Raw genomic sequence first — 26,513 nt, forward strand, 5'->3', positions numbered from 1 at the left:
CGCGACGGCATGCCGCAAAGGTTCGGGGCTTGTTTTGCATGAGCCGGTGGGGCAAATCAACTGCCGGATAGAAGGAGACATCATGGCCGTCGCAAACCTGACCACGGAACAGGCGATCCTGAGCGAAATGCGCAAGCAGAATCGTGACCGCCGCGCCTTGCGCTTCTGGCTCGGTTTCGTGCTTTTGGCGCTCTTCTGTCTCGTCCTCGTCGGCGGCGCCACGCGGCTGACCAATTCCGGCCTGTCGATCACTGAATGGAAGCCGATCCACGGCGTCATCCCGCCGCTGTCGGCTGCCGAATGGGAGGAGGAATTCCGCCTCTACCAGCGCATCCCCGAATTTCAGCAACTGAACAACTCCATGACCGTCGATGAGTTCAAAGGCATCTTCTGGTGGGAATGGGCGCACCGGCTGATCGCCCGCGGCATCGGCGTGATCTTCGCGCTGCCGCTCATCTATTTCTGGCTGACCGGGCGGATCGAGAAGCGTCTGCGCTGGCCGCTTGTCGGCATTCTGGCGCTCGGCGGCCTGCAGGGTTTTATCGGCTGGTGGATGGTGTCCTCCGGCCTTTCCGTCCGCACCGACGTCAGCCAGTACCGGCTGGCGACGCATCTCGTCATGGCTTGCCTGATCTTTGCCGGCTGCATGTGGATCATGCGCGGTCTCTCCAGACATTCCGATGATCCGGCGCCGGCAAGAAGTTCACGCGGTTTTGCTGCTGCGATCGCCATTTTCGCGCTGTTTCAGATCTATCTCGGCGCGCTGGTGGCGGGGCTCGACGCCGGTTTTTCCTACAATACCTGGCCGCTGATGGACGGCGCCGTCATCCCCTCCGATCTGCTGATCCAGCATCCCTTCTGGATCAATGCCTTCGAGAACCCGAAGACGGTGCAGTTCATCCATCGCATCGGCGCCTATACGCTCTTCGCATTAACGCTGGTCAACATGGTGATCGCCCTTCGCGCAGCACCTTGGACCACTCATGCACGCCGCGCCATCGTGCTTTTCGCGCTGGTGACGCTGCAGGCGGCAATCGGCATCGCCACGCTGCTGATGCAGGTGCCGCTTCACTGGGGCCTGCTGCATCAGGCCGGTGCACTGGTTGTTTTCGGCTTCGCCGTCGCCAACTGGCGCGGCTTTTACGGCGAATATCCGCATGGGACGATGATCGCGGAACGCGATTGAGGCGAGTGGCCTTAGCTCGGGATCTACCGCAGTACGCTGTCGAGCAGCGGCATGCCGATGATCGCTGCGGCGGCGATCAGGACGTAGCAGGCGATGCGGAAGGTCCGTTCTTCGGCAAGCCCGAACAGTTTGGAGCCGCCATAGAGCCCGACCGCATAACTCGGCAGAATGACGGCGGTGAGCGCGAAGACGGCAGGCACGAACAGTCCGCCGAAATAATAGCTGATGGCGCTGAAGACGGACGAAATCGAGAAATAGAGCACCACATTCGCCCGGACGCGGGTGAAATTACTCTTGCCGCCGAGCCAATAGGCGACAACCGGCGGCCCGCCGAGCTGCGCAGCGCCGCTGAAAAGCCCGGCAATCAGCCCGACGCCGCTGGTGAGCGGTGCGGACGCCTCCCCGTGATAGCGCCATCCCGATACCAGCAGCGCAAGCAGGCAGATGGCGATGATCGTAATACTCCAGCGTAAGAGCAGCGGATCGAGCAACGTCAGGATCGCCGTACCGGCCGGGATGCCGAGCGCAGCACCTGCCGCCATGACGAAAACCTCGGGTCGGTTGGCGCCGCGCCAGGCCGGCGGGATCATCCCGAGTGACGCAATGCCGTCGATGACGAGCAGAATCGGTGAGATCAGCTTCGGGCCGACGATCGCGCCGCCGAGCGGAACGAAGATCAGCGCGGCGCCAAAGCCAGAAAAGCCGCGGGCAAGCCCGGCGATGAAAGCAAAGGCCATCAGCGCATAGATGCCATGGTCGGGCAGGGCAGCGGTAAACCATGCGTGCACGCCATCGACCAGCGCATCGAGCGTCATGACATCAGGCTCCGTGGTTCGGGAATGGCGGGCAAGGAAGGTCCGCTCTCATAGCCCAATCGTCGCCGATGATCGAGCCGAAAGCGATGCTGCGGCCGCCGAAGGTGGCGGCCGCGAGAAAGATCGTGATGTAGACATCGGCGCAAGGCTCGAGCGGCGTCCACGTCGATGCCGTCGTCTGCGCCTTACGAGGCGAGCATCAGGTCCATATTCTGGACGGCGGCGCCCGACGCGCCCTTGCCGAGATTGTCGAGCAGCGCCACGAGGTTCACCTGCGAAGCGCCTGCGGTGCCGAAGACGAAGAGCTTCATCGTGTCCTTGCCTTCGAGCTCGATGGCATTGACGCGGGGCAGGGCTTTGCTTTCGGCCAGCGGCACGACACTGACGATATCCTGGCCGGCATAATGGGCAACGAGGGCCGCATAGATGCTCTCCATCGTCGTGCCCTCGGCGAGATCGTCGAGATGCAGCGGCACCTGCACGATCATGCCTTGAGCAAACTTGCCGACGGACGGCGAGAAGATCGGCGCGCGATCGAGCAGGCCGTGCACGGTCATTTCGGGCACGTGTTTGTGGGTGAGCGGCAGGCCGTAGAGGAAATGCGGCGCGGTGATCGCATCCGGGTGATCCGGGTTTTCCATCTGCGCAATCATCTGCTTGCCGCCGCCGGTATAGCCGGAGACCGCGTTGACCGTGATCGGATAGCCGTCCGGCAGAATGCCGGCGGCACGCAGCGGCCGGATGAGGCCGATCGCTCCGGTGGGATAGCAGCCGGGATTGGCGACGAAACGGGCGGCCCTGATCCTGTCGGCCTGCGCACCGTCCATTTCGGCAAAACCATAGGCCCAGCCGGGATTGACGCGGAAGGCGGTCGAGGTGTCGATGACGCGCACATTGTTGTTGGCCGAAACCATCTGCACCGCTTCCTTCGACGCATCGTCGGGCAGGCAGAGGATGGCGATATCGGCGCTGTTCAGCATGTCCTCGCGCATGGCGGCGTTGCGCCGCTCGGCTTCGGGTATGGACAGAAGCTCGACATCGCGGCGGCCGGCCATGCGCGTGCGGATCTGCAGACCCGTCGTGCCGTGTTCGCCGTCGATGAAGATTTTCGGTGCCATGTTAAACCTGCGCTTTCAATGGGTTCTGAAGGTTTCCGGATTCAGTTTGAGGATGATAGGTCAGCCTTGTGACACAGCGATGGCGCGTCGCTCGGCATGGAGCCCCAGCATATACATCGCCACCGTTGCCCCCGCAATGGCGGTGATATCGGCATGATCGTAGGGCGGCGATACCTCGACGACGTCGGCGCCGCGAATATCGAGCTGGTGCAGACGCTGCAGCACCGAGAGGATCTTGGCGCTCGACGGTCCGCCTGAAACCGGCGTGCCGGTGCCCGGCGCAAAGGCCGGATCGAGGCAATCGATATCGAAGGTGAGATAGGCTGGTGCCCCGCGCGTATGGGAGATGATCGCCGAGGCGATATCGCTGGCGCTCATCTCCTCGAGCTGATGACCGTAGAGAATATTGACGCCGCAATCCTCAGGCGCATGGGTGCGGATGCCGATCTGAATGGAGCGGTCTGGATCGATGATGCCTTCGCGGGCGGCCCGCGCCACGAAAGAACCGTGGTCGATACGGCGTTCCTCGTCGAACCAGGTATCCTGGTGCGCGTCGAACTGCACGAGCGCGAGAGGACCATGTTTTGCCACATGCGCTTTCAGCAGCGGCCAGGTGACGTAATGATCGCCGCCAAGCGTCAGCAGGAAGGCGCCGCTGTCGAGAATGACATTCGCCTGGCGTTCGATAGCGGCTGGGGTGTCTTGATGATTGCCATAATCGAGCAGGCAATCGCCGTAGTCGATCACCGCCATCTCGGCGAAGAGGTCGCGGTTGAAGGGATATTGCGCATCATTGTCGAAGATCGCCGAGGCGCGCCGGATCGCCTGTGGCCCGAAACGTGTACCCGGCCTGTTCGAGGTCGCGGCATCGAAGGGAATGCCCCAGACGGCGGCGTCGACGCCGGCGAGCTCCTTGGTGAAGCGGCGGCGCATGAAAGATAGTGCGCCGGCGAAGGTCGGATCGCTGGCGGCGGAGGTGAGGCTGGTCGCCGTGAAGGCGTGGTCAATCGATCTGTTCGCCAAGGGGGCTCCTTTGTCAGTCTTGAAAGGTCAAGGCGCCGACAACGGGTAGGCGACCGAGCCGCGAATTACAAGCGATCGAGGATGGAGTGGCGGGCAAAATCACGTCGCGGTGCGGCGCCTTGGCAATGACGTACACGAGCGCAAACAAAAAGGCCGGGTTGCCCCGGCCTTCGTAAATTCCGTCTGTCCGAAGCGATTAACGCTTGGAGAACTGGAACGAGCGGCGGGCCTTTGCCTTGCCGTACTTCTTGCGTTCGACGACGCGGCTGTCGCGGGTCAGGAAGCCGCCCTTCTTCAACACCGCACGCAGGCCCGGTTCGAAGTAGGTGAGCGCCTTGGACACGCCATGGCGAACGGCACCGGCCTGGCCGGAGAGGCCGCCGCCGGCAACGGTTGCGACGATGTCGAACTGGCCGTCACGGGCAGCCGCGACGATCGGCTGGCGCAGGATCATCTGCAGCACCGGACGTGCGAAATATTCCGCGAATTCCTTGCCGTTGACGGTGATCTTGCCGGAGCCCGGCTTGACCCAGACGCGGGCGACGGCGTTCTTGCGCTTGCCGGTCGCGTAGGAGCGGCCGAGCGAATCGACCTTGCGGACGTGGGCCGGAGCAGCAGCTTCGGAAACCGTGCCGAGATCCTTCAGGGAGGAGAGGTCAGCCATATCAGGCGCTCCTTACGTTCTTTTTGTTGAGCGCGGCAACGTCGAGGGCGACCGGCTGCTGGGCTTCATGGGGATGGTTGGAGCCGGCGTAAACGCGCAGGTTCTTCATCTGGCGACGGCCGAGCGGGCCACGCGGAACCATGCGTTCGACGGCCTTTTCGAGGACGCGCTCCGGGAAGCGGCCTTCGATGATCTGGCGTGCGCTGCGTTCCTTGATGCCGCCGGCATAACCGGTGTGCCAGTAGTAAACCTTGTCGGAATACTTCTTGCCGGTGAAAACGACCTTTTCGGCATTGATGACGATGACGTTGTCGCCGTCGTCAACGTGAGGCGTGAAGGTTGCCTTGTGCTTGCCGCGCAGGCGCATAGCGATGATGGAAGCGAGACGGCCAACGACCAGCCCTTCGGCGTCGATGATCACCCACTTCTTCTCCACCTCTGCAGGCTTCTGGGAGAAGGTAGCCATAGTGAATACTCTCTTTTTGGGACCCTTGGCCCGAGGGCTTGAAGGGCGTTTCTTGTTGCTTGGATTGGCAGGCTCGAGGCATGCCAAAAAGAAAGCAGCCCGGATAGGCTGCGTTCTGGCGCGGTGTATAAAGGGAATACGACATGGGGTCAATATCGACTTTCCCGATGTTTTGAAAAAATCAATAGTAAAAACAATCACTTAGATATAAGGTATTATAGTACCCCATATTTGTTGGCTCCCAGGCTGCTGCCCCTGACGTTTTTCACGTCGCCTCTGCCGGTTTGAAATAGCGTCCGACGGTCGAAAGCAGCTCTCAACCTTTGAACGCGCGCAGGCATTTCATCATTTCGCGAAGGCCGCGCGTCAGATGTTTGTCCCGGCGCAGCACCATGCCGAGGCGGCGCGTCAGCCGCGGGTTCAGCGATGATGTCGTTACGAGGCCGGCGCGGTCGCGTTTCAGCGCCAAGCCCGGCAGGATCGACCAGCCAAGTCCTACAGCCACCAGCTCCTTGATCGCCTCGATACTGCCGAACTCCATCGCAGGCCGGATCCTGATATCCGGTGCAGCCAGCCACGCGTCGATTGCGCGCCTGGTATTGCCGCCCTCATAAAGCAGCAGCGTCCTGTCGCGCATGAAGGCGGCGTCCGGTCCGCCTTCGGGCATCAGGCTGCCCGCGGGGGCGACGGCCAGCAATTCCTCCTCGTAGAACGGCTCGATCTCGAAGTTGCGTCCCGATGCCGGCAGGGCGACGACAGCGATGTCGAGGCTGTTGGCCTCCAGATCGCGCAGAATGTCATCGGCATCGCCGATGCGCACGGTGATTTCGAGGCCGGGCATGGATTTTCTGGCGACGGCGATGGCGCGCGGAAGCAGATGGATCGACGCCGTGCCGCCGCTGCCGATGCGCACGCGGCCGCTGGCGCCATCCCGGTACAGCATCATCGCTTCTTCCGCGGCGGCCGATTCCTGGAGCAGGCGCCTTGCATAGACGAGCAGGTCGAGGCCTGCCGCGGTCGGCTGCGCCCGCCGCCCGACGCGCTCGATCAGCCGGACGCCGAGCCGCTGTTCGAGCCCCTTCACCTGCAGGCTGACGGCCGGTTGCGTCAGGCCTTCTTTGTCGGCGGCAGCTGTAAAGCTTCCGAGATCGGCGACGTTGACGAAGGTGGCAAGCTGATCGAGGTGGAGAGGCATACAAAAGAAATCCTTATGCATATTATAATATCCATAAGCTTCATTCGCGGCATCTTCCAGCGCATCTTTCATTCGTTCAACAAAGGAAGAAGCGATGGCCCTGGAATTAAGCGAAATCTTCGAAACACCTCGCGATATCGTTCGGTCGAGACTTCGCCGGATAGCGCGATGGAGCCGGCGGCTGCTGCTGACGGTCGAACATCACCTCGAAAAGCGCCGCAGCCGTCGCACGCTTTCGGAACTCACCGACGACGAGCTTTGCGATGTCGGTCTGACCCGGGCGCAGGCAAGCGCCGAGACATCGAAGTCCTGGTTCTGGTCCTGAGGGCAGCGGCCTCTGCCGGGAGTACGGATCCTGCTCGAAATTTCCGGCGCCTTGTGGCAAAACGTCTGCCTGGAATCGAGCGCAGGGAGCAGCATCATGGCCGAAATCGTATCCTTCCGGAAGGACACAGGAGCGGAAGAGGGCGGCTTGCTGACCCGCTCGCTGCGCGATGGCGTGCTGCGGCTCGTGCTCAACAACCCACCGGCCAATGTGCTTTCGATCGCGCTTCTCGAAGCGCTGCTGGAAGAGCTCGAGACGGCCGGGACGGAGCCGGATGTGCGCGTCGTCGTCCTCGCCTCGACCGGCAATGTCTTCTCCGCCGGGCATGATCTCAAGGAACTCACGACCCATCGCACCGATGAAGATCAGGGTGCCGGTTTCTTCGAAAAGACCTTTCGGCTCGCTGCCGCTCTGATGCTGAAGATCGCGCATCTGCCGAAGCCTGTCATCGCCGAGATCGACGGGCTTGCAACGGCTGCGGGCTGCCAGCTCGTTGCTTCCTGCGATCTGGCGATCTGCACGGACAGTTCGACATTCTGCACCCCGGGCGTCAATATCGGCCTGTTCTGTTCGACGCCGATGGTGGCTGTTTCCCGTGCCGCCCACCGCAAGCAGGCAATGGAGATGCTGCTGACCGGTGAGACGATCGATGCCTCGACCGCCAAGGATTTTGGCCTCGTCAACCGTATCGTGCCGAAGCAGTATCTGGCGCAGGTGGTTTCCAAATATGCGGCTGTGATCACCAGCAAGTCGCCGCTGACGCTGAAGATCGGCAAGGAAGCCTTCAACCGGCAGCTCGAACTGCCGGTGGAGGCAGCATATGATTATACCGTCAGGGTGATGGTCGAGAACATGCTGACTGAGGATGCGCGGGAAGGGATCGGCGCCTTCCTCGGCAAGCGCAAACCGGAATGGAAGGGTTAGAGCCTTTCCTGGTCAGATTGCAGCATTCTGCCGGAGCAGGGTTTCGTCAGGGCAGAGGCGATTGGCGACGGGCATACCTCTCGGTACGTCCGAGCCGATCGCCTCTGCCCTGGCGCAAAGATGCCGGGCCCTTCGGGTTGGCTGAAACGGGCCGGCTGATCGACCGGCCGGCTTGGCCGTAGAGCTTGGCTACGACGCGCGCCGGCCGGTCGACCATCCGACTCCGTTTGAGCCAACAGAATGCTGCAATCTGACCACGAAAGGCTCTAGCGATCACGCCAGTCTCAGAAGCAGCCCGCCGATTGCGATGACAACGCCGGCGACGTATCGCCAGATGCTGGCTTTTTCCTTGAAGACGGTGATCGAGATCACCAGCGCAAACAAGATTGCGGTTTCACGCAAGGCTGCGACGGTCGCGACCGGGGCTTTTGTCATCGCCCAGAGCGCCAGCCCATAGGAAGCGATCGAGCCGGCGCCGCCAATAAGGCCGCGCCACCAGTTGTGGCGAACGTGACGCACGACTGCGAAAGCGCCGCGCTGGGACGCTGCCCAGGAAAACAGCAGCACCGGCGGCAGCAGCGACATCCACAAAGTATAAGAAATCGCATTGCCGGAGATGCGCGCGCCGATTCCGTCGACATAGGTGTAGCTGGCGATGACGCAGGCATTGGCAAGCGAGAGGATTACGGCACGGCTGCTGCCACGCCGCGCCTCCAGGGCGAGTGTCAGCACGCCGGCGCAGATCGTCATCGTTCCGGCAAGAGCGCCGGTGGAGAGGTTCTCTTTGAGAACGAAACCGCTTGTCGCCGCGATCAGCAGCGGTGCGCAGCCACGCATCAGCGGATAGACGAGGCCGATATCGCCGGCCCGGTAGGCGGCGGCGACCAGCTGAAAATAGGCAAACTGCAGGATGGCCGAGGCGCCGATGAATGGCCAGGCCGAGGCGTGCGGCAATGGCAGGAATGGCAGGAACGGCAGTGCCGAAACAGCGCCGCCAGCCGAGATCAGCGCCGCATCGAGGGACTTATCGCTCCCCGCCTTGATGATGGCGTTCCATGTCGCGTGCAGCAGTGCGCCGAAGAGAACGAGCAGGATGACGTCGAGAGGCAAGGGAGTAATCCGTAAAGGATGGGAGGAAGCGGAACACGCCTCGCCTTCGGCGTCTCAAATTCCTGAAAGGACAACTGGGATTTGCACGAAAATGCGCGGCGGCGGTCGCTTATGAGTTCATATGTCGAATAGCATCCTTTCGGGATGTGAACAATGGCGACCCATTCGAGCAATTTTTACGTGCGCGCGACATGCGTTCAATCCAGGCGATGCTTTCAACTATGAGATGTCTCTAATGGATGGAGGAACAAATAGGGGTGTTAGCACGAACAAAAAAAGAAAATATCTGTAGGAATGACGGAGCTGATTATTCTATGCTGCTGAAATATAGATATTATTCTATAGCTTTGACATAGCGGAAAATTAAAGCTTCTGATTGTGCATTATTCAGGAAATCGCAGTGCACAATTGGGCCAGAACTTTTCGCAAACGCGAAAGACGTACAGTTTCGGCGGCGGTCGCGACGGCGAAAACATCAAAGCTGATGATGCGGAACGAAGAGCATCCCGTCAAGGTTGTCGATGCTCTGGCATTTCAGCACCTGGCAGCGCGGATTGTCTTTTGAGGGAATATACGTCCATTCCGCATAATCGGTCGCGTCGCAATAATTGCTGTTGCGGACATAGCGATCGTAAAGCGGTAAGCCGCGGGGAGACTTGTAGCGGAAGATGACGGCGCCCTGATTGTGGATGGCGGCGCGCACGCTGGCACAGCTCATGCTGAGCGGATTGTAGCGCGAGATCGCCGACACCGGCGATGCGGCGAGAACGAGCATGAGGGCAAGAGCGATTTTTTTCATCGAATCATCCTCAGGGAGTATCCAATTCATATATACGGAAAAGACACGCAGCCGGTTTCACGGAAACGCAAAAAAACATGCCGGCCGTGCCGAAGGGCTTTCGGGAGTGGAGAAGCGGACATGAATCACGACGCCTACACGGATGACTACCTTGCCGGCATCCTGCATTCGGTAAAGACCATCGCGCTGACCGGCGCCTCGCCCAATCCGGCCCGGCCGAGCAACGGCGTCATGGGCTATCTGCTGTCGCGCGGCTACGAGGTCATTCCCGTCAATCCGGGGCAGGCGGGAAAACAGATTCAGGGCCGTACCGTTTATGCCCGGCTCGCCGACATCCCGGTGCCGATCGACATGGTCGACGTCTTTCGCGCTTCCGAATATCTGGACGGGGTCGTCGAGGAGGCGCTGGCGCTGAGGCCGCTGCCGAAAATCATCTGGTCTCAACTTGGTGTGCGCGACGATGCGGCTGCGGCAAAGGCGGAGGCCGCCGGCATCCAGGTGGTGATGAATCGCTGCCCGGCGATCGAGTATCCCCGTCTTATTGCCTGAGTTGCGGTCCGCGGAGACGGATTTTCCACGGAACGCCCATGGGTTGAAACGGATCGCGATTAACTTTCGCAAGCGACAGGCTATGATCCTGCACGTCAACAATAACGGGAGGACGACATGGCCAAGAACGATCCGGGATTCAACACGTTGGCAATCCATGCAGGTGCGCAGCCCGACCCGGCGACCGGGGCGCGGGTAACGCCGATCTACCAGACGACCGCTTTCGTCTTCAATGATTCCGATCATGCCGCCGCCCTCTTCGGTCTGCAGGCCTTCGGCAACATCTATACCCGCATCATGAACCCGACGCAGGCGGTGCTCGAGGAGCGCGTCGCAGCGCTCGAGGGCGGCACTGCGGCCCTTGCCGTCGCCTCCGGCCATGCGGCGCAGGTAATCGTCTTCCACAATATCATGCGTCCTGGCGAGAATTTCATCGCTGCCCGCCAGCTCTACGGCGGCTCGATCAACCAGTTCGGCCATGCCTTCGAGAATTTCGGCTGGCAGGTGCGCTGGGCCGATGCCGCCGATCCGGAAAGCTTCGAAAGCCAGATCGACGACAAGACGCGCGGCATCTTCATCGAAAGCCTGGCCAATCCCGGCGGCACTTTCGTCGATATCGCCGCCATCGCCGACGTCGCTCATCGCCACGGTCTGCCGCTGATCGTCGACAACACGATGGCAACACCCTATTTCATCCGTCCGATCGAGCATGGCGCCGACATCGTCGTGCATTCACTGACGAAGTTTCTCGGCGGCCATGGCAATTCTATGGGCGGCCTCATCGTCGACGGCGGCACCTTCGACTGGTCGAAATCCGGCAATTACCCGATGCTGTCGAGCCCGCGGCCGGAATATAACGGCATGGTCCTGCACGCGACTTTCGGCAATTTCGCCTTCGCGATCGCTGCCCGTGTGCTCGGCCTGCGCGATCTCGGGCCGGCGATCTCGCCCTTCAATGCTTTCCTGATCCTGACCGGCATCGAGACGCTGCCGCTTCGGATGCAGCGCCACAGCGACAATGCGATCGCCGTCGCGAAATGGCTGAAGGCGCACAGCAAGATTGCCTGGGTGAATTATGCCGGCCTCGACGACGACCCGAACCACGTCCTGCAGCAGCGCTACTCGCCGAAGGGCGCCGGCTCCGTCTTCACCTTCGGCGTCAAGGGCGGTTATGAGGCGGGCAAGACACTGGTCGAGGGGCTGGAGCTCTTCTCCCATCTTGCCAATATCGGCGACACCCGTTCGCTCGTCATCCATCCGGCCTCGACGACGCACCGGCAGTTGACCGACGAGCAGAGGATCGCTGCCGGCGCAGGCCCTGACGTCGTGCGCCTCTCCGTCGGCATCGAGGACGTCAAGGACATCATCGCCGATCTCGAACAGGCGCTCTCGAAGATCTGAGATCAGAAGGATCCATGATGACCACGGCAAATTTCATCACCTTAAGCATCGACGGCGTTGAACCCGAGTTCGGCGCCCCCGAGCCCGGCCGAATCATCTCCGGCGATCCGCATTTCCGCACCTGGAACCTGGAGAAGAGAGAAGGCGGCCTCTATTCCGGCATCTGGGAGGCGACACCGGGCAAGTGGCGGATCGTCTACGAGGAATGGGAATATTTCAGTCTGCTGGCCGGTCATTCGATCGTGACGGAGGAGGGCGGTGAGCCGGTTCATCTGAAAGCGGGCGACCGGATGATCCTCAGACCCGGCTTCAAGGGAACGTGGGAAGTCGTTGAAACGACTCGCAAGGACTATGTGATCAAGGTTTGAGCGGGCCAGCAGACTGACGCTGATAATGGCGGGCCTGTCCCGATTTGCGGCGATGATGGCCCGTCTTTTCGGCAATGGTTGCGCCTCTTTTCCGGATAGCACGCTTTTAACCAATCCCATTAATCGGGCCTACATCGTCGAATGCTATATCTTATCCGCAGCGCATTGCGGACATGATGTCTCCTGCCGTCCCACAGACATGGCCTTGCAATTAATCTTTCCGGAATTTGCATGTCGTCGAATCTTGCAGGTAGGCACGTTCGGACCCAGACGTCTTCCATCATCGCGACAACCGTCTGCTTCCTTGTCGTCGCCCTCGTACTGACCGGCCTGATGGCACATGTCGTCGTCACGATGACCCGGTCGACGAACGAGATCGATGATGCCAGGGCCAGTCGCGCCGCCCACGCGGCAATCGGTGCATTTGTCGCTCGCCTCGGCGCGACAACGACTGATAATGCCGTATGGGACGATGCTTATACCGCGATCTCATCTCCCACCGCCGCGGATTGGGCCTATGAGAATTGGGGAAAAACCAGCGAGGATTACGCGCTTTATGACGGCGCGATCGTGACCGGCCCTGACCGGTCTTCGATTGTCTCGGCCTATGCCAAAGGCAAGCCCTTCCAGCCGGGCACGTTTTTTGGGGAAGCTTTTTATCAGCAGATCAATGCGGCTGCAGCTCCGGCGAAGGCGCCGGTGGTCAATTTCATCAAGACCGAAAGCGGTATAGCGCTGATCGCCTCGCAGGCGATCCAGCCGTTCGAGGCAGCTGCCGAGGTTCCGAAGTTCAGCGTGCTGAGTTTCTACAAGGAGTTTACGTCGGAGGTTCTCGACACGCTCTCCAACGAACATGAACTCGAGGGGCTGAGCCTCGAGACGACGCCCAAACCGGAATCCCTGAACACGCCGATCACCGACATGAAGGGAGCCGTCATCGGCTATCTCGTTTGGCCCAGCAAAGCGCCCGGAAGCGCCGTGTTTCATCAGGTCTACCCTTATCTTGCAGCTTCTACCGTCATCCTTTCGCTATTCTTGATCGGCGTTCTGTTGGTTGGCGCATCCGAGGCGCGGCGCCTGCGCCAACTGGCGCAAACAGCTCGCTTCGAAGCGAGCCATGACAGCTTGAGTGGCTTGTTGAACAGACAGGGGCTTCTCCGTCTGCTGGAGGATCTGGAGAGCCCGGATCCTTCGTCGCCGCGGCTTTACTTGGTTGACCTCGACGGCTTCAAGGCGGTCAACGATGCTTGGGGGCATGCGGTTGGCGATGATTTGATCCGGATCGTCTCGAACGCGCTGATGACCAGTCATCCCGAAGTCCTGGCCGCGGCACGGCTGGGAGGCGACGAATTCGCGCTGGTGCACGTTGGATCCACAGCATGCGAAGAGATCGAAGAGGCGATTCTGGCGCTGTTTGCCGAGCCCTTCAAAATTGACGGGCGAACGATCGAAGTTGGCGCAAGCATCGGAGCTGCGGCGCGCGATGGAGACATATCGCCTCTGGAGCTTCTTCGCAGAGCCGACATGGCGCTCTATCGTGCCAAGGCAAATGGCAAAGGTCAGGCGGTTGAATACGACCCCGAACTGGACCGGGAACGCATACGGATCGCCGAGCTGGAAGGCCTCTTGAAAAACGCCATCGGCAGCGGCGCAATCGAAGCCGTTTTCCAGCCTCTCGTCTCTGCTTCGACCGGTGCTGTCACCGGTCTTGAAGCACTGGCGCGCTGGAAAACTGCAACGGGAAACATCAGCCCGGAAATATTCATCCCTCTTGCTGAAAGATGCGGCCTCATCGATGCCCTTGGCACCCATATGCTGAGAACGTCGATCGGGCATGCCAAGAGCTGGCCCGGTCTGACTTTGTCGGTGAACGTTTCGCCGATCCAGCTCTGCAATCCGGAATTTGCTGCCCAGGTGATCGCGATCCTGCAGGAGTTGGATTTCGATCCAAACCGCCTGACCCTGGAAATCACCGAAGGCGTTCTGATGACAAATCCGGATCAGGCCCGTCGGTCGATAGACCAGCTCAAGCGCGTCGGCATAAAGTTTGCTCTTGATGATTTTGGCTGCGGCTACGCTAGCATCGGTGCATTGCGGCAATTTGGGTTTGATCGCATGAAGATCGACCGCTCGCTCGTGTCCGCTCTCGATGAAACCGCAAATGGCGCCGATATTCTTCGGGCAACCATCTCCCTGGCGACTGCTCTGCAGATTCCCGTGACCGCGGAAGGTATTGAGAATAGCCGTCAGGCGGCGATCTTGCGAGACGCCGGCTGCGACCAGCTTCAAGGCTATATGCTCGGAAAACCCATGTCGGCATGCGACATATCCAGCAGGCTGCGAGAAGAGTCGGCCGCGTGATCTCGTAAAGGCCATCGCATGAATTCGGCATCGGGCCTGAGCGGCCCGGCATTTCTAAATCCTGAAAACGACATTTCCAGGCATCGCTGCGGCAATCCACCACAGCCTGCGTCAATCTATCCCAATGTTTTTGCTAAGGCTTTGTTAAATCCGCGATTCAACGAAAAGGCTGCAACTGCAGCATTTGCGGCACGGCCCCGCGTTCGGTTGCAACCGTCAAATTCCGTCATCAAACTGTAATAAAACGCGCCTAGCCCGCCTGCTGTGACGGGAATTTCAGCGCCCCAGACAATGGACACCCCCTCCATGGCGCTGGTCTCGTTGTTTTTCAAATCCACTAGGGAAGCGCTCATATGCTCACCAAGAAACTTCTTTCGGCCTGCCTCGGCGCAGGTTTGGTTGCCGCTCTGGCGGTTTCGGCGTCCGCCGCCGATATCACCGGCGCCGGCTCCACCTTCGTTTATCCCGTCCTGTCTAAGTGGTCTGCGGACTACAACAAGCAGACCGGCGACAAGCTGAACTACCAGTCGATCGGTTCGGGCGGCGGCATCGCCCAGATCAAGGCTGCAACGGTTGACTTCGGCGCGTCCGACGCCCCGATGAAGCCGGAAGACCTGACGACGGGCGGCTTCGGTCAGTTCCCGCTCGTCGTCGGCGGCATCGTGCCCGTCATCAACGTCAAAGGCATCAAGTCCGGCGAACTGAAGCTCACGGGCAAGGTTCTTGCCGACATCTATCTCGGCAATGTCACCAAGTGGAACGACAAGGCCATCGCCGATCTGAATCCCGGCCTGAAACTGCCCGACAGCCAGATCGCCGTCGTCCATCGTTCGGACGGTTCGGGCACCTCCTTTAACTGGACCAACTACTTCTCCAAGGTCAACGAAGACTGGAAGAGCAAGGTCGGTGAAGGGACCGCCGTCAACTGGCCGGTCGGCATCGGCGGCAAGGGCAATGAAGGCGTCGCCGCTTACGTCACCCGCGTCAAGGATTCGATCGGCTACGTCGAATACGCCTACGCTCTGCAGAACAAACTGCCCTATGTTCTGATCCAGAACGCCGCAGGCCAGTATCCGAAGCCGAATGCGGAAAGCTTCTCGGCTGCCGCCGCCAGCGCCGAATGGACCAAGGCTCAGGACTTCTACCTGATCATGACCAATGCTCCAGGCGAAAAGGCCTGGCCGGTGACCGCCACGACCTGGGCGATCATGTACAAGGAGCCGAAGGATGCGGCGCGCTCCAAGGCAGCCTTCGCCTTCTTCAAGTGGGCGCTCGAAAACGGCCAGAAGGAAGCCTCTGCCCTCGATTACGTTCCGCTTCCGCAAACCCTGGTGAAGCAGATCGAAGACTATTGGACAGCCTCCTTCAAGGGCTGATCCTGACGAAACTGCGGTCGGGGCGGGAAGCTTGGCTTTCCGCCCATAATGCCTTTGACACCCCTCAAAGCAGCAGAGCGTACGGATATGAGCGAAGCAACGGCATCGCTGCCCGCCACAGCAGCGGGCGTGAAGCGCCGCGACGGCGCGGCAGGCGATCGTATTTTTTACTGGATTGTTTTGGGCTGCGGCCTGTTTGTTTTGGTCGCCCTGTTCGCAGCGGCGTTCTCCATGGTCTGGGACGGGTTTCTCGCCTTCCGGACCTTCGGCTTTGGCTTCCTGACTGGCATGGAATGGGATCCGGTTGCCCAGCGGTTCTCGGGACTGGTACCGATTTACGGCACGCTGGTCACCTCGGCGCTCGCCATGATCATCGGCGTTCCCGTGAGCCTCGGTATCGCCGTTTTCATTACCGAAGTTGCGCCGCGCTCCATTCGCGGCCCGATCGGCGGTGCCATCGAGCTTCTCGCCAGTATCCCCAGCATCATTTACGGCATGTGGGGTCTCTTCACTTTTGCTCCCTTCATGTCGGACTACGTCCAGCCGGTGTTAATCGACTGGCTAGGCCCGATCCCGGTAATCGGCGCATTGTTCTCCGGTGCTCCGCTCGGCATCGGAATGCTGACATCAGGCATCGTGCTGGCGATCATGATCATCCCCTTCGTCTCCTCGGTCATGCGCGACGTCTTCCTGGTCGTCCCGGCACAGCTGAAGGAATCGGCCTATGCGCTTGGTTCGACCAAGTGGGAAGTGGTGCGCGACATCGTCATCCCGCACACCCGCACCGCTGTCGTCGGCGGCATCTTCCTTGGCCTCGGCCGCGCGCTCGGAGAGACCATGGCGGTCACCTTCGTGCTCGGCAACACCCATAACATCGCGGTGTCGCTGATGGAGCCCGGCACGTCGATCGCTGCGACGCTCGCCAACGAATTTGCCGAAGCTTCGGATGACCTCTACAGGTCGTCGCTCTCGGCGCTCGGTCTCATCCTCTTCGTTGTCACCTTCATCGTTCTGGCGGTCGCCAAGCTCATGCTGGTGCGTATGGCAAGACAGAGGGGAGAGTAATTATGGCCACTCATTCGGGTTCCCTCTACCGTCGTCGCCAGATCGGCAGCATGATCGCGCTGTCGCTCTGCGGCATCGCAACAGTAGTCGGCCTGGTCTTTCTGGTTTGGATACTCTGGACGACGCTGATACACGGCTTGTCCGCGCTCAGCCTCAGTCTCGTCACGGAGATGACGCCGCCGCCCGGCGAAGATGGCGGCGGTCTCGCCAACGCCTTCATGGGCAGCCTTCTGATGGTCGTTCTGGCTGTTATCATCGGCACACCGATCGGCGTGCTTGCCGGCACCTTCCTGTCGGAGTTCAGCCGCGGCAAGAAGATCGGAGAGGCAATCCGCTTCGCCAACGATATCCTGCTTTCGGCGCCGTCGATCATCATCGGCTTGTTTGTCTATGAACTGGTCGTCCGCCCGACGTCACGCTTCTCCGGCTTTGCCGGTGGCATCGCGCTCGCCTTCATCTTCTTGCCGGTCGTGGTGCGCACGACCGACGAGATGTTGCGGCTGGTTCCTGACGTCATGCGTGAGGCAGCCCTTTCGCTCGGCATCCCGCGCTGGAAGGTAACGGTCAACATACTCTACCGCGCCGCCTCCACAGGCATCCTGACCGGTATCCTCCTTGCGATCGCCCGCATTTCGGGCGAAACCGCGCCACTCCTTTTTACGGCTCTGAACAACCAGTATTGGAGCTTGGACATGTCGCAGCCGATGGCGAATATTCCCGTCGTCATCTTCCAGTTCGCCATGAGCCCCTATGAGCAATGGCAGAATCTCGCCTGGGCCGGCGCCTTCGTCATGACGGCGATCGTGCTTCTCCTCAGCGTGGGCTCCCGCGCCATCCTCAACCGCAGGAATGCGAAATGATGCTTGAGAACAAAGCCTTCGAACCTCGCTTGGCCCACCCGGCCATAACAGTCGACAAGATGGCGCTGACCGGCGTCAACTTCTACTACGGCGATGCCCACGCGATCCGCGACGTCACCCTGAGCTTTCCCGAGCGTCAGGTCTCGGCCCTCATCGGCCCGTCCGGCTGCGGCAAGTCCACGCTGCTGCGCATCCTCAACCGCATCTACATGCTCTACCCGAAGATGCGCGCCACCGGCTCGGTCACGCTCGATGGCCAGAACATCCTCGACCCCGGCTACTCGATGAACGAACTGCGCGCCCGCGTCGGCATGGTCTTCCAGAAGCCGGTGCCGTTCCCGATGTCGATCTACGACAATATCGCCTACGGAATCCGCCACTACGAGCGCATCTCCAGGGCCGAGATGGATGTCCGCGTCGAGCAGGCGTTGCGCTCGGCAGCGCTCTGGGAAGAGGTCAAGGACAAGCTGAAGGGCAGTGGGCTCGGCCTCTCCGGCGGTCAGCAGCAGCGTCTCTGCATCGCGCGTGCCGTGGCGCTTCGCCCCGAGGTGCTTCTCCTCGACGAGCCGACCTCCGCCCTCGATCCGATCTCGACTGCCAAGGTGGAAGAGCTGGTCGCCCAGTTGAAGACGGAGTTCACCATCGTCATCGTCACCCACAACATGCAGCAGGCAAGCCGCATCTCTGATAACACCGCCTTCATGTATCTGGGCGAGTTGATCGAATACGGCCCGACCGCCGAGATCTTCCAGTCGCCGAAGGTCAAGCGCACGGAAGACTACATCACCGGCCGTTACGGCTGATCCGCGAAGAGTGGATCACCATTGCAGCTCCAGCCTGTCCAGCCCGTGGAAATGGTAGACATCCTTGACCAGAGGTGTCTTTGCCAGCCTCAGGCCGGCCAGCCGTTCGAACAGGATCGGCAGCACGACGTTGAGCTCCAGCCGCGCCAGCGGCGCGCCGATGCAGAAATGGATGCCGGCGCCGAAGGAGAGGTTCGCTGCCTCGTTGCGGTCGGGCTTGAAGGTGAGGGGATCGGTGAATTTTGCCGGGTCGAGATTGGCGGCGGCGAGGATGAGGCTCACCTTGTCGCCGCGCTTGAAGGAGACGCCGTCGATTTCGACGGGCTCCAGCGCCCAGCGCTGGAAGATATGCACAGGCGCGCAGATGCGCAGGGTTTCCTCGACAGTGCGCTCGGTCGTGGCCTCGTCCTTGAAGAGTTCTGCCGGATCGCGGCCGCTGTCGAGGATCATGCGGACGGAATTGCCGATCTGATGCACGGTCGCCTCGTGGCCGGCATTGAGCAGTACGATCGTCGTCGAAACGAGCTCTTCCTCGGTCAGATACTGACCCTTGTGCTCGGTATGGATCATGTGGGTGAGTAGGTCGTCGCGTGGGGTCGCGCGGCGTTCGGCGATTACCGTCTTGACGTAGTCGGAAAATTCCTTCGACGCCTGTTCGGCTTCCTCTTCCTGCGCGCGGGTGCGGCCGAACATGTACATGCGGACATAGGCGTGCGACCATTCAAGCAGTTGCGGCCCCATTTCCTCGGGGATGCCGATCATGCGGGCGATCATCGTCACCGGGATGATGTCGGCAAAGGCTGAGAGCAGCTCGACCTCGTTCTTCTCCGCAAAGCCGTCGATCAGCCGGTTGGCGAGTTCGGCAAGCTCCGGCTTCATCTTTTCGACATGGCGGGAGACGAAGGCGCGGTTGACGAGGGTGCGCAACCGCGTGTGTTCAGGCGGTTCAAGTTCGAGCAGGGAATAGCGTTCCGAGAGATCGAAACTGGCAAGATGCGGCATCGGCTCGCCAAGGCCGAGTTCCTCGCGGCTGGCGATATGCAGGATCTGCCGGCCGAAGCGTCGGTCGCGCAACAGTCCGTTCACGTGGTCGTAACCGGTGAAGAACCACTGCTTCTGCTCGCTCCAGTAGAAGGTCGGGCAATGGGCATGAAGTGCGGCATAGACGGCATTCGGGTCGCCGTAGAAGGCCGGGTTGCGGCTGTCCAGCGAGACATGACGGTTGGCGCGGTCGATCGAGAGGAAGGATGGGATCATCATGCCCCGAGCCTTATCGGATTTGCCGGACCTCGGAAAGATGTGGCGCGCGAGGGATCCCGGACTACCCGGCCCGTGACAGCGTGCCCATGCGTCGTAGCGCCTCGACCTGGTCGTCGACCGTCGGCACGAGTTCGCCGGCGGTGCTGCTCGGTGTGGCCGGTGCAGGGGTTGCGGCCTCCGCTTTGCCGAAGGTGACCGTGCAGTTGCGACCGGCGGCCTTCGCCGCATAGAGCGCCCGGTCGGCGGCCGAGATCAGCTTGTCGATATTGGCTTCGATCGAGGAGGCGAGCGCGATGCCGATGCTGACCGTGACCGGAACGATCGCTTCGCCGGTGCTGACGGGAAGACGGCAGAATTCGGTGCGGATCGCTTCGGCGATCGCCTCGGCTTCCGTCTGGTCCGCGACTGCGGCGAAGGCGGCGAATTCCTCACCGCCCATGCGGCCGAAGATGTTGTTTGGAATATACTGGCGGGCCATGCGCGCAAAGGCGGTCAGCACGGCATCGCCGGACTGGTGGCCGAAACGATCGTTGACGCGCTTGAAATGGTCGAGATCGAAGAGAATCACCGCGACCTGGCGCTGCTCGTTATGAGCTCTTTCCTGAATGCCGTCGAAATAGCCGAGCAGGCCGCGGCGGTTGAGCACGCCGGTCAGCGAATCGGTCAGGGTGAGGGCACGCAGGTGCCGTTCGGAACGCTCCATGATCAGCCGGCAGGTGAACGCGAAGGCGATGGTCAGCAGGAAGGCGCTGGCCATGGCGGAGGCGCCGCCGAGATTGGTCGCCTCGATATCGCTCGGCAGCGTCAGCGCCATCGTCACTGCCGAGCCGAAGCACAGGCAGCCCTGGAGGACGAACACGCCCATCAGCTTGATGCGGGTACGCTCGCGGCGCATGTCGCCGGCGGCGACCGCCATGGCAAGTGCCGTTGCACCCGTCGCCGAAGCAAGGTTGTAGAGCACCACGCGGTTTGAATAATCGCTGTTGACCCAGGGCAGGAAGACCCCGGCGAGCCAGATTGCCGGCGGCAGCAGTGCCCACCATTCGATCCGCTTGCGGTCGAGCGCCAGAAAACCCGCCACCCAGGCGCTCTGGCCGAGCAGGGCGATGGCATTGCCCGCTTCTATGGAAAGCACGTTGGGGATTTCGCCGCGCAGCGCGACCATCGCAAAGCCAATGCCGGTCAAGAGGAAGCCCAGGCCCCAATAGAGATAGGCCTCGTTCCTGACGTTGTGGCGCCAGGCGACGAACAGCACCAAAGCAAGCGTCATGGCCTCGGAACACCAGATGGCGAGACCTGTAGCGATATTGAACACGGCAGCAACCCCTTGTCTGTCGGTTCGCATCCTTGCCGAGGAAGCTCGCCACTTCCTTAATGCTGCTGCGCTGCGGCATTGTTTTAGGCCGATATCTGCCGGTAGGCTTTCCGTCGGGTAAACGTGTATAAGCACAGTCGAATGGAGTAAGCCTTCCTTCATCCTGTCATGGAGAAAAGCCGGGGGGGACCGCGCCAGGGTCTCGCCGTTAACAGGCGTTTGAGGGAAAGAGGCTACCAGGAGCCGAAGCTCCAATGCATGTCGCCCGGAAGTGTGCAGCGGTTCTGGGTAACGACATGTTCGAAAAGAAGGAGCTTAGCCGCCTTGCCCCGCCTTCTTAACGTTATCCTCATGCGTGTCTTGAAGAGGAGGCCCGGGACACTCTATGTAGGGGTAAGATATTTTTTCTTTGATTCCCGGCGCCGGCCGGCGAGACGTTGACAAAGGACGCACATGAGAAACCCAGTCGATACCGCAATGGCCCTCGTTCCGATGGTCGTGGAACAGACCAACCGCGGTGAACGCTCCTACGACATCTATTCCCGCCTGTTGAAGGAACGCATCATCTTCCTGACAGGTGCTGTCGAGGACCATATGGCGACGCTCGTCTGCGCCCAGCTGCTCTTCCTCGAGGCCGAAAACCCGAAGAAGGAAATCGCCCTCTACATCAATTCGCCCGGTGGCGTCGTCACCGCCGGCATGGCGATCTACGATACGATGCAGTTCATCAAGCCCGCGGTTTCGACGCTCTGCATTGGCCAGGCCGCGTCCATGGGCTCGCTGCTGCTGGCGGCCGGCCACAAGGACATGCGCTTTGCCACGCCGAATTCCCGCATCATGGTGCATCAGCCATCGGGCGGCTTCCAGGGCCAGGCTTCGGACATCGAGCGTCATGCCCGCGACATCCTCAAGATGAAGCGCCGCCTGAACGAGGTCTACGTCAAGCACACTGGCCGCACCTACGAGGAAGTTGAAAAAACGCTCGATCGTGACCATTTCATGGATGCGGACGAAGCCCAGAGCTGGGGCGTGATCGACAAGGTTCTGACGTCGCGCCTCGAAATGGAAGGCGAACAGGCCTAGTAATTAATAGGGATGGTGTTTTCCTCGCCACAGTTCTATCCCATTTGTGATTGAACAAGGGCTTTCATCCGGCGACGAAGACGCTAATAGTAGCTATTAATGCTATGTTGAATTTTTATGACATAGCATTCGGCATTCGAAGGGGAGTTCGTTGCCGCCGGGACCAGGACATGATTGGTTGGGCCCGGTTCGTAGCCCCTGAAGGCCTTCTCGGCAAAGGCTCCGGAAACGGAGTGCCGCCAGGAGCTGATAGAGTGGACCGCGATTTCGCCTTGAAATGCGGCGTGCTGGAAGGAAAGTGATATGAGCAAGGTCAGCGGCAGCAACGGCGGCGACTCCAAGAACACTCTTTATTGTTCGTTCTGCGGAAAGAGCCAGCACGAAGTCCGGAAACTGATTGCCGGACCGACCGTCTTCATCTGCGATGAATGCGTCGAATTGTGCATGGACATCATCCGCGAGGAGAACAAGTCCTCGATGGTCAAGTCCCGCGACGGCGTTCCGACGCCCCAGGACATCATCAAGGTCCTCGACGAATACGTCATCGGCCAGCGGCAGGCGAAGAAGATCCTGTCGGTTGCCGTTCACAACCATTACAAGCGCCTGGCGCACGCCTCCAAGAACGGCGAAGTCGAGCTGGCGAAGTCGAACATCATGCTCGTCGGCCCGACCGGCTGCGGCAAGACCTATCTTGCTCAGACGCTCGCCCGCATCATCGACGTTCCCTTCACCATGGCCGACGCGACGACGCTGACCGAGGCCGGTTATGTCGGCGAGGATGTCGAAAACATCATCCTGAAGCTGCTGCAGTCGGCCGACTACAACGTCGAGCGTGCGCAACGCGGCATCGTCTACATCGACGAAGTCGACAAGATTTCGCGCAAGTCCGACAACCCGTCTATCACCCGTGACGTCTCGGGCGAGGGCGTGCAGCAGGCGCTGCTGAAGATCATGGAAGGCACGGTCGCTTCCGTTCCGCCGCAGGGCGGACGCAAGCACCCGCAGCAGGAATTCCTGCAGGTCGACACGACGAACATCCTGTTCATCTGCGGCGGCGCTTTTGCCGGCCTCGACAAGATTATCTCTGCCCGTGGCGAGAAGACTTCGATCGGCTTTGGCGCTAGCGTCAAGTCGCAGGATGACCGCCGCGTCGGCGAGGTCCTGCGCGAACTGGAGCCGGAAGACCTGGTCAAGTTCGGCCTCATCCCTGAGTTCATCGGCCGTCTGCCGGTTCTGGCGACGCTCGAGGACCTCGATGAGGACGCGCTGATCCAGATCCTGTCCGAGCCGAAGAATGCGCTGATCAAGCAGTATCAGCGCCTGTTCGAGATGGAAGATGTGGAACTGAATTTCCACGAGGACGCTCTTCGCGAAATCGCCCGCAAGGCGATCGTGCGCAAGACCGGCGCTCGCGGCCTTCGCTCGATCATGGAGAAGATCCTGCTCGACACGATGTTCGAACTGCCGACGCTGGAAGGCGTGCGCGAGGTCGTCATCTCCGAGGAAGTGGTGCGCGGTTCGGCCCGTCCGCTTTACATCTATGCCGATCGCCAGGAAGAAAAGGCCAACGCTTCGGCGTGAGCTTGGGCTTTCGTGTGATTATTTTGGGGGCTTGCCATTGGCAGGCCCCTTTCTATTTGAAAAACCATGCGAAGCGCTGTTAGTATTTGCCGGTGGGAACCGAAATTGCCTTTGCCGATGTTGCGCAAGGGATCGTGCTTGGCAATGATGCAATGATCCGTAAGCCTGTTGCTGGCGTTTGCATTTTAGCCGAGTCGGAAGTGGTAAGCGCCGGTCCAGCCACGCGCTTCATAGTGTTGGCGTTCCGTTGTAATAAAGCTGTCACATCCGAGGGACGCGGGCGTTAGCGTGGCTTGAAAAGCGTAGTCAGAACCTCCACTTGTAGCAACAAGTGAGATTGCCGGCCGGTCCCAAGCGGCCGTGCAGAGAGCCCGGCAACGGGACGATGGAAAGGACATAAAATGACGAAGAAAACGTCTGTAGCGAGCAGCATTGCCTACCCTGTTCTGCCCCTGCGCGACATCGTGGTTTTCCCGCATATGATCGTGCCGCTGTTCGTCGGACGGGAAAAGTCGATCCGTGCGCTCGAAGAGGTCATGGGTTCCGACAAACAGATCATGCTGGTGACGCAGATCAACGCCAGCGACGACGATCCGGATCCTTCCGCGATCCACAATGTCGGCACCGTGGCGAACGTGCTGCAGCTCTTGAAGCTGCCCGACGGCACCGTGAAGGTTCTGGTCGAAGGCCGCGCCCGCGCCGAAATCGACACCTATACCAGCCGCGAGGATTTCTATGAGGCGCTCGGCCACGTGCTCGAGGAGCCGCATGACGATCCGGTCGAGCTGGAAGCCCTGTCGCGTTCGGTCGTCTCCGAATTCGAGAGCTACGTGAAGCTCAACAAGAAGATTTCGCCCGAAGTGGTCGGCGCCGCCAGCCAGATCGATGATTATTCCAAGCTCGCCGATACGGTCGCTTCGCATCTGTCGATCAAGATCACCGAGAAGCAGGAGATGCTGGAGACCACCAGCGTCAAGCAGCGCCTCGAAAAGGCCCTCGGCTTCATGGAAGGCGAGATCTCGGTCCTGCAGGTCGAAAAGCGCATCCGCTCGCGCGTCAAGCGCCAGATGGAGAAGACCCAGCGCGAATACTACCTCAATGAACAGATGAAGGCGATCCAGAAGGAACTCGGCGACGGCGAGGAAGGCCGCGACGAGATGAGCGAACTGGAAGAGCGCATCTCCAAGACCAAGCTGTCCAAGGAGGCCCGTGAAAAGGCCGATGCGGAGCTGAAGAAGCTGCGCCAGATGAGCCCGATGTCGGCGGAAGCCACCGTCGTGCGCAATTATCTGGACTGGCTGCTCGGCATTCCCTGGGGCAAGAAGTCGAAGATCAAGGCCGATCTCAACAATGCCGAGAAGATCCTCGAAGCCGATCACTTCGGTCTCGACAAGGTCAAGGAGCGCATCGTCGAATATCTGGCCGTGCAGGCCCGCGCGACCAAAATCAAGGGCCCGATCCTCTGCCTCGTCGGCCCTCCGGGCGTCGGCAAGACCTCGCTCGCCCAGTCGATCGCCAAGGCGACCGGCCGTGAGTATGTCCGTATGGCGCTTGGCGGCGTTCGTGACGAAGCCGAAATCCGCGGTCACCGCCGCACCTATATCGGCTCGATGCCCGGCAAGGTCATCCAGTCGATGAAGAAGGCGAAGAAGTCCAACCCGCTGTTCTTGCTCGATGAAATCGACAAGCTCGGCCAGGACTATCGCGGCGATCCGTCTTCGGCTCTGCTCGAAGTGCTCGATCCGGCGCAGAACATGACATTCATGGATCACTATCTGGAAGTCGAATACGACCTGTCGGATGTGATGTTCATCACGACGGCGAATACGCTGAACATTCCAGCGCCTCTCATGGACCGCATGGAGATCATCCGTATCGCCGGCTACACCGAGGATGAAAAGCGCGAAATCGCCAAGCGGCACCTGTTGCCGAAGGCCATCAGGGAACATGCGTTGCAGCCGGAAGAATTCTCGGTCAGCGACGACGCCCTGATGTCGATCAGCCAGCAGTACACCCGCGAAGCCGGCGTCCGCAACTTCGAACGCGAATTGATGAAACTCGCCCGCAAGGCGGTCACCGAGATCATCAAGGGCAAGACGAAGGCCGTTCACGTGACGGCTGCCAACATCTCCGACTATCTGGGCGTCCCGCGCTTCCGCCATGGCGAAGCAGAGGGCGAGGATCAGGTCGGCGTCGTGACCGGTCTTGCCTGGACGGAAGTCGGTGGCGAGCTGCTGACCATCGAAGGCGTGATGATGCCGGGCAAGGGCCGCATGACGGTCACCGGCAATCTGAAGGAAGTCATGAAGGAATCGATCTCGGCAGCGGCCTCCTATGTCCGCTCGCGCGCTGTCGACTTCGGCATCGAGCCGCCGCGCTTCGACAAGAGCGACATCCACGTGCACGTGCCGGAAGGCGCAACCCCGAAGGATGGTCCCTCGGCCGGCGTTGCCATGGCAACCGCGATCGTCTCGATCATGACCGGCATCCCTGTGGACAGGCATGTGGCCATGACCGGTGAAATCACCCTTCGTGGCCGTGTGCTGCCGATCGGCGGTCTCAAGGAAAAGCTGCTCGCAGCGCTTCGCGGCGGCATCAAGAAGGTGCTGATTCCAGAGGAAAACGCCAAGGACCTGGCGGAGATTCCGGATAACGTGAAGAACAACATGGAGATCATCCCGGTATCCCGCATGGGCGAGGTGATCAAGCATGCGCTGATCCGGCGGCCGGAGCCGATCGAATGGGATGGCACTGTGGAAACGCCGGTCATCACATCGGTCGAAGGCCTCGATGAGACAGGCGCAACCATAGCGCATTGAGTGGCCTTTGCCACATTTATGCCCAATTGGCCCAAAACACGGAAAAA

The 26,513-nt window shown here is 60.6% G+C and carries 25 protein-coding genes; 14 read left to right on the forward strand and 11 right to left on the reverse strand.

The annotated features are described in order from the left end of the window. Positions 1 to 82: 82 nt before the first annotated feature. Positions 83 to 1,186, forward strand: coding sequence for a COX15/CtaA family protein (locus RLCC275e_RS06610; RefSeq protein ID WP_033180355.1), 1,104 nt, complete (start codon positions 83 to 85; stop codon positions 1,184 to 1,186). Between the two features lie 23 nt (positions 1,187 to 1,209). On the opposite strand, the gene RLCC275e_RS06615 is transcribed toward RLCC275e_RS06610, so the two are convergent. The 6 genes from RLCC275e_RS06615 to RLCC275e_RS06640 form a co-directional block, all read right to left on the reverse strand. Then, positions 1,210 to 2,001 carry a sulfite exporter TauE/SafE family protein gene (locus RLCC275e_RS06615; protein WP_003558410.1) on the reverse strand — a complete coding sequence of 264 codons (792 nt, stop codon included), beginning with the start codon at positions 1,999 to 2,001 and terminating at the stop codon, positions 1,210 to 1,212. A 185-nt stretch (positions 2,002 to 2,186) separates the two neighbouring features. After that, entirely contained in the window at positions 2,187 to 3,119 is a 933-nt protein-coding gene (argC, locus tag RLCC275e_RS06620; protein WP_033180354.1) for an N-acetyl-gamma-glutamyl-phosphate reductase, read from the reverse strand. Between the two features lie 60 nt (positions 3,120 to 3,179). Next, positions 3,180 to 4,142 carry an agmatinase gene (speB, locus tag RLCC275e_RS06625; protein WP_033180353.1) on the reverse strand — a complete coding sequence of 321 codons (963 nt, stop codon included), beginning with the start codon at positions 4,140 to 4,142 and terminating at the stop codon, positions 3,180 to 3,182. Positions 4,143 to 4,338: 196 nt separating this feature from the next. After that, a complete protein-coding gene (gene rpsI / locus RLCC275e_RS06630) occupies positions 4,339 to 4,806 on the reverse strand; it encodes a 30S ribosomal protein S9 (protein ID WP_003558419.1) in 468 nt (155 codons plus the stop codon). 1 nt (position 4,807) lies between these two features. Further along, positions 4,808 to 5,272 carry a 50S ribosomal protein L13 gene (gene rplM / locus RLCC275e_RS06635; RefSeq protein WP_003558420.1) on the reverse strand — a complete coding sequence of 155 codons (465 nt, stop codon included), beginning with the start codon at positions 5,270 to 5,272 and terminating at the stop codon, positions 4,808 to 4,810. Positions 5,273 to 5,588: 316 nt separating this feature from the next. Beyond that, entirely contained in the window at positions 5,589 to 6,488 is a 900-nt protein-coding gene (locus tag RLCC275e_RS06640) for a LysR family transcriptional regulator (protein WP_171816902.1), read from the reverse strand. 73 nt (positions 6,489 to 6,561) lie between these two features. Between RLCC275e_RS06640 and RLCC275e_RS06645 the strand changes: the two genes are divergently transcribed. Both RLCC275e_RS06645 and RLCC275e_RS06650 read left to right on the forward strand, forming a co-directional pair. Further along, positions 6,562 to 6,792 (forward strand): DUF1127 domain-containing protein, encoded by a 231-nt coding sequence (locus RLCC275e_RS06645; RefSeq protein WP_033180352.1) that lies wholly within the window; start codon positions 6,562 to 6,564, stop codon positions 6,790 to 6,792. 96 nt (positions 6,793 to 6,888) lie between these two features. Beyond that, a complete protein-coding gene (locus tag RLCC275e_RS06650) occupies positions 6,889 to 7,716 on the forward strand; it encodes an enoyl-CoA hydratase (protein WP_033180351.1) in 828 nt (275 codons plus the stop codon). 273 nt (positions 7,717 to 7,989) lie between these two features. On the opposite strand, the gene RLCC275e_RS06655 is transcribed toward RLCC275e_RS06650, so the two are convergent. Further along, positions 7,990 to 8,826, reverse strand: a complete 837-nt coding sequence (locus tag RLCC275e_RS06655; RefSeq protein ID WP_033180350.1) for an EamA family transporter — start codon at positions 8,824 to 8,826, stop codon at positions 7,990 to 7,992. Positions 8,827 to 9,301: 475 nt separating this feature from the next. Next, on the reverse strand, positions 9,302 to 9,625 hold the full coding sequence (locus RLCC275e_RS06660) for a hypothetical protein (RefSeq protein ID WP_033180349.1): 324 nt from the start codon (positions 9,623 to 9,625) through the stop codon (positions 9,302 to 9,304). Positions 9,626 to 9,745: 120 nt separating this feature from the next. Here RLCC275e_RS06660 and RLCC275e_RS06665 point away from each other — a divergent pair, with 120 nt between their 5' ends. The 4 genes from RLCC275e_RS06665 to RLCC275e_RS06680 all read left to right on the forward strand — a co-directional run bounded on the left by RLCC275e_RS06665 (position 9,746) and on the right by RLCC275e_RS06680 (position 14,304). Continuing rightward, complete coding sequence (locus RLCC275e_RS06665) at positions 9,746 to 10,174, forward strand: CoA-binding protein (protein ID WP_033180348.1); 429 nt, start codon at positions 9,746 to 9,748, stop codon at positions 10,172 to 10,174. Positions 10,175 to 10,291: 117 nt separating this feature from the next. After that, positions 10,292 to 11,575, forward strand: a complete 1,284-nt coding sequence (locus tag RLCC275e_RS06670) for an O-acetylhomoserine aminocarboxypropyltransferase (RefSeq protein ID WP_003558427.1) — start codon at positions 10,292 to 10,294, stop codon at positions 11,573 to 11,575. Positions 11,576 to 11,589: 14 nt separating this feature from the next. Next, positions 11,590 to 11,943 carry a cupin domain-containing protein gene (locus RLCC275e_RS06675; RefSeq protein WP_033180347.1) on the forward strand — a complete coding sequence of 118 codons (354 nt, stop codon included), beginning with the start codon at positions 11,590 to 11,592 and terminating at the stop codon, positions 11,941 to 11,943. A 231-nt stretch (positions 11,944 to 12,174) separates the two neighbouring features. Continuing rightward, a complete protein-coding gene (locus tag RLCC275e_RS06680; RefSeq protein WP_130739137.1) occupies positions 12,175 to 14,304 on the forward strand; it encodes a bifunctional diguanylate cyclase/phosphodiesterase in 2,130 nt (709 codons plus the stop codon). A gap of 116 nt (positions 14,305 to 14,420) precedes the next feature. On the opposite strand, the gene RLCC275e_RS06685 is transcribed toward RLCC275e_RS06680, so the two are convergent. Further along, on the reverse strand, positions 14,421 to 14,657 hold the full coding sequence (locus RLCC275e_RS06685; RefSeq protein ID WP_130707454.1) for a hypothetical protein: 237 nt from the start codon (positions 14,655 to 14,657) through the stop codon (positions 14,421 to 14,423). Here RLCC275e_RS06685 and pstS point away from each other — a divergent pair, their 5' ends adjacent. From pstS to pstB, 4 genes are all read left to right on the forward strand, one after another. Beyond that, positions 14,658 to 15,680 (forward strand): phosphate ABC transporter substrate-binding protein PstS, encoded by a 1,023-nt coding sequence (gene pstS / locus RLCC275e_RS06690; RefSeq protein WP_033180346.1) that lies wholly within the window; start codon positions 14,658 to 14,660, stop codon positions 15,678 to 15,680. 87 nt (positions 15,681 to 15,767) lie between these two features. After that, on the forward strand, positions 15,768 to 16,745 hold the full coding sequence (gene pstC, locus RLCC275e_RS06695) for a phosphate ABC transporter permease subunit PstC (RefSeq protein WP_033180345.1): 978 nt from the start codon (positions 15,768 to 15,770) through the stop codon (positions 16,743 to 16,745). A gap of 2 nt (positions 16,746 to 16,747) precedes the next feature. Then, a complete protein-coding gene (gene pstA, locus RLCC275e_RS06700) occupies positions 16,748 to 17,605 on the forward strand; it encodes a phosphate ABC transporter permease PstA (protein WP_033180344.1) in 858 nt (285 codons plus the stop codon). Continuing rightward, entirely contained in the window at positions 17,602 to 18,408 is an 807-nt protein-coding gene (gene pstB / locus RLCC275e_RS06705) for a phosphate ABC transporter ATP-binding protein PstB (RefSeq protein ID WP_082229725.1), read from the forward strand. Before pstA ends, pstB begins: the two co-directional genes overlap by 4 nt. 15 nt (positions 18,409 to 18,423) lie before the next feature. Here pstB and RLCC275e_RS06710 read toward each other — a convergent pair whose 3' ends face one another. Further along, a complete protein-coding gene (locus tag RLCC275e_RS06710; protein WP_033180343.1) occupies positions 18,424 to 19,668 on the reverse strand; it encodes a cytochrome P450 in 1,245 nt (414 codons plus the stop codon). Positions 19,669 to 19,729: 61 nt separating this feature from the next. Next, complete coding sequence (locus tag RLCC275e_RS06715) at positions 19,730 to 21,145, reverse strand: GGDEF domain-containing protein (RefSeq protein WP_171816901.1); 1,416 nt, start codon at positions 21,143 to 21,145, stop codon at positions 19,730 to 19,732. A gap of 291 nt (positions 21,146 to 21,436) precedes the next feature. On the opposite strand from RLCC275e_RS06715, the gene clpP reads away from it, so the two are divergent. The 3 genes from clpP (at position 21,437) to lon (ending at position 26,466) form a co-directional block, all read left to right on the forward strand. Beyond that, positions 21,437 to 22,066, forward strand: coding sequence for an ATP-dependent Clp endopeptidase proteolytic subunit ClpP (clpP, locus tag RLCC275e_RS06720; RefSeq protein WP_003547334.1), 630 nt, complete (start codon positions 21,437 to 21,439; stop codon positions 22,064 to 22,066). Between the two features lie 303 nt (positions 22,067 to 22,369). Further along, positions 22,370 to 23,647 carry an ATP-dependent Clp protease ATP-binding subunit ClpX gene (gene clpX / locus RLCC275e_RS06725; RefSeq protein WP_003547337.1) on the forward strand — a complete coding sequence of 426 codons (1,278 nt, stop codon included), beginning with the start codon at positions 22,370 to 22,372 and terminating at the stop codon, positions 23,645 to 23,647. 401 nt (positions 23,648 to 24,048) lie between these two features. Beyond that, positions 24,049 to 26,466 carry an endopeptidase La gene (lon, locus tag RLCC275e_RS06730; protein WP_033180342.1) on the forward strand — a complete coding sequence of 806 codons (2,418 nt, stop codon included), beginning with the start codon at positions 24,049 to 24,051 and terminating at the stop codon, positions 26,464 to 26,466. Positions 26,467 to 26,513 lie beyond the last annotated feature (47 nt).

Origin of the sequence: Rhizobium brockwellii, assembly GCF_000769405.2 — a bacterium.
Lineage (GTDB): Bacteria > Pseudomonadota > Alphaproteobacteria > Rhizobiales > Rhizobiaceae > Rhizobium > Rhizobium brockwellii.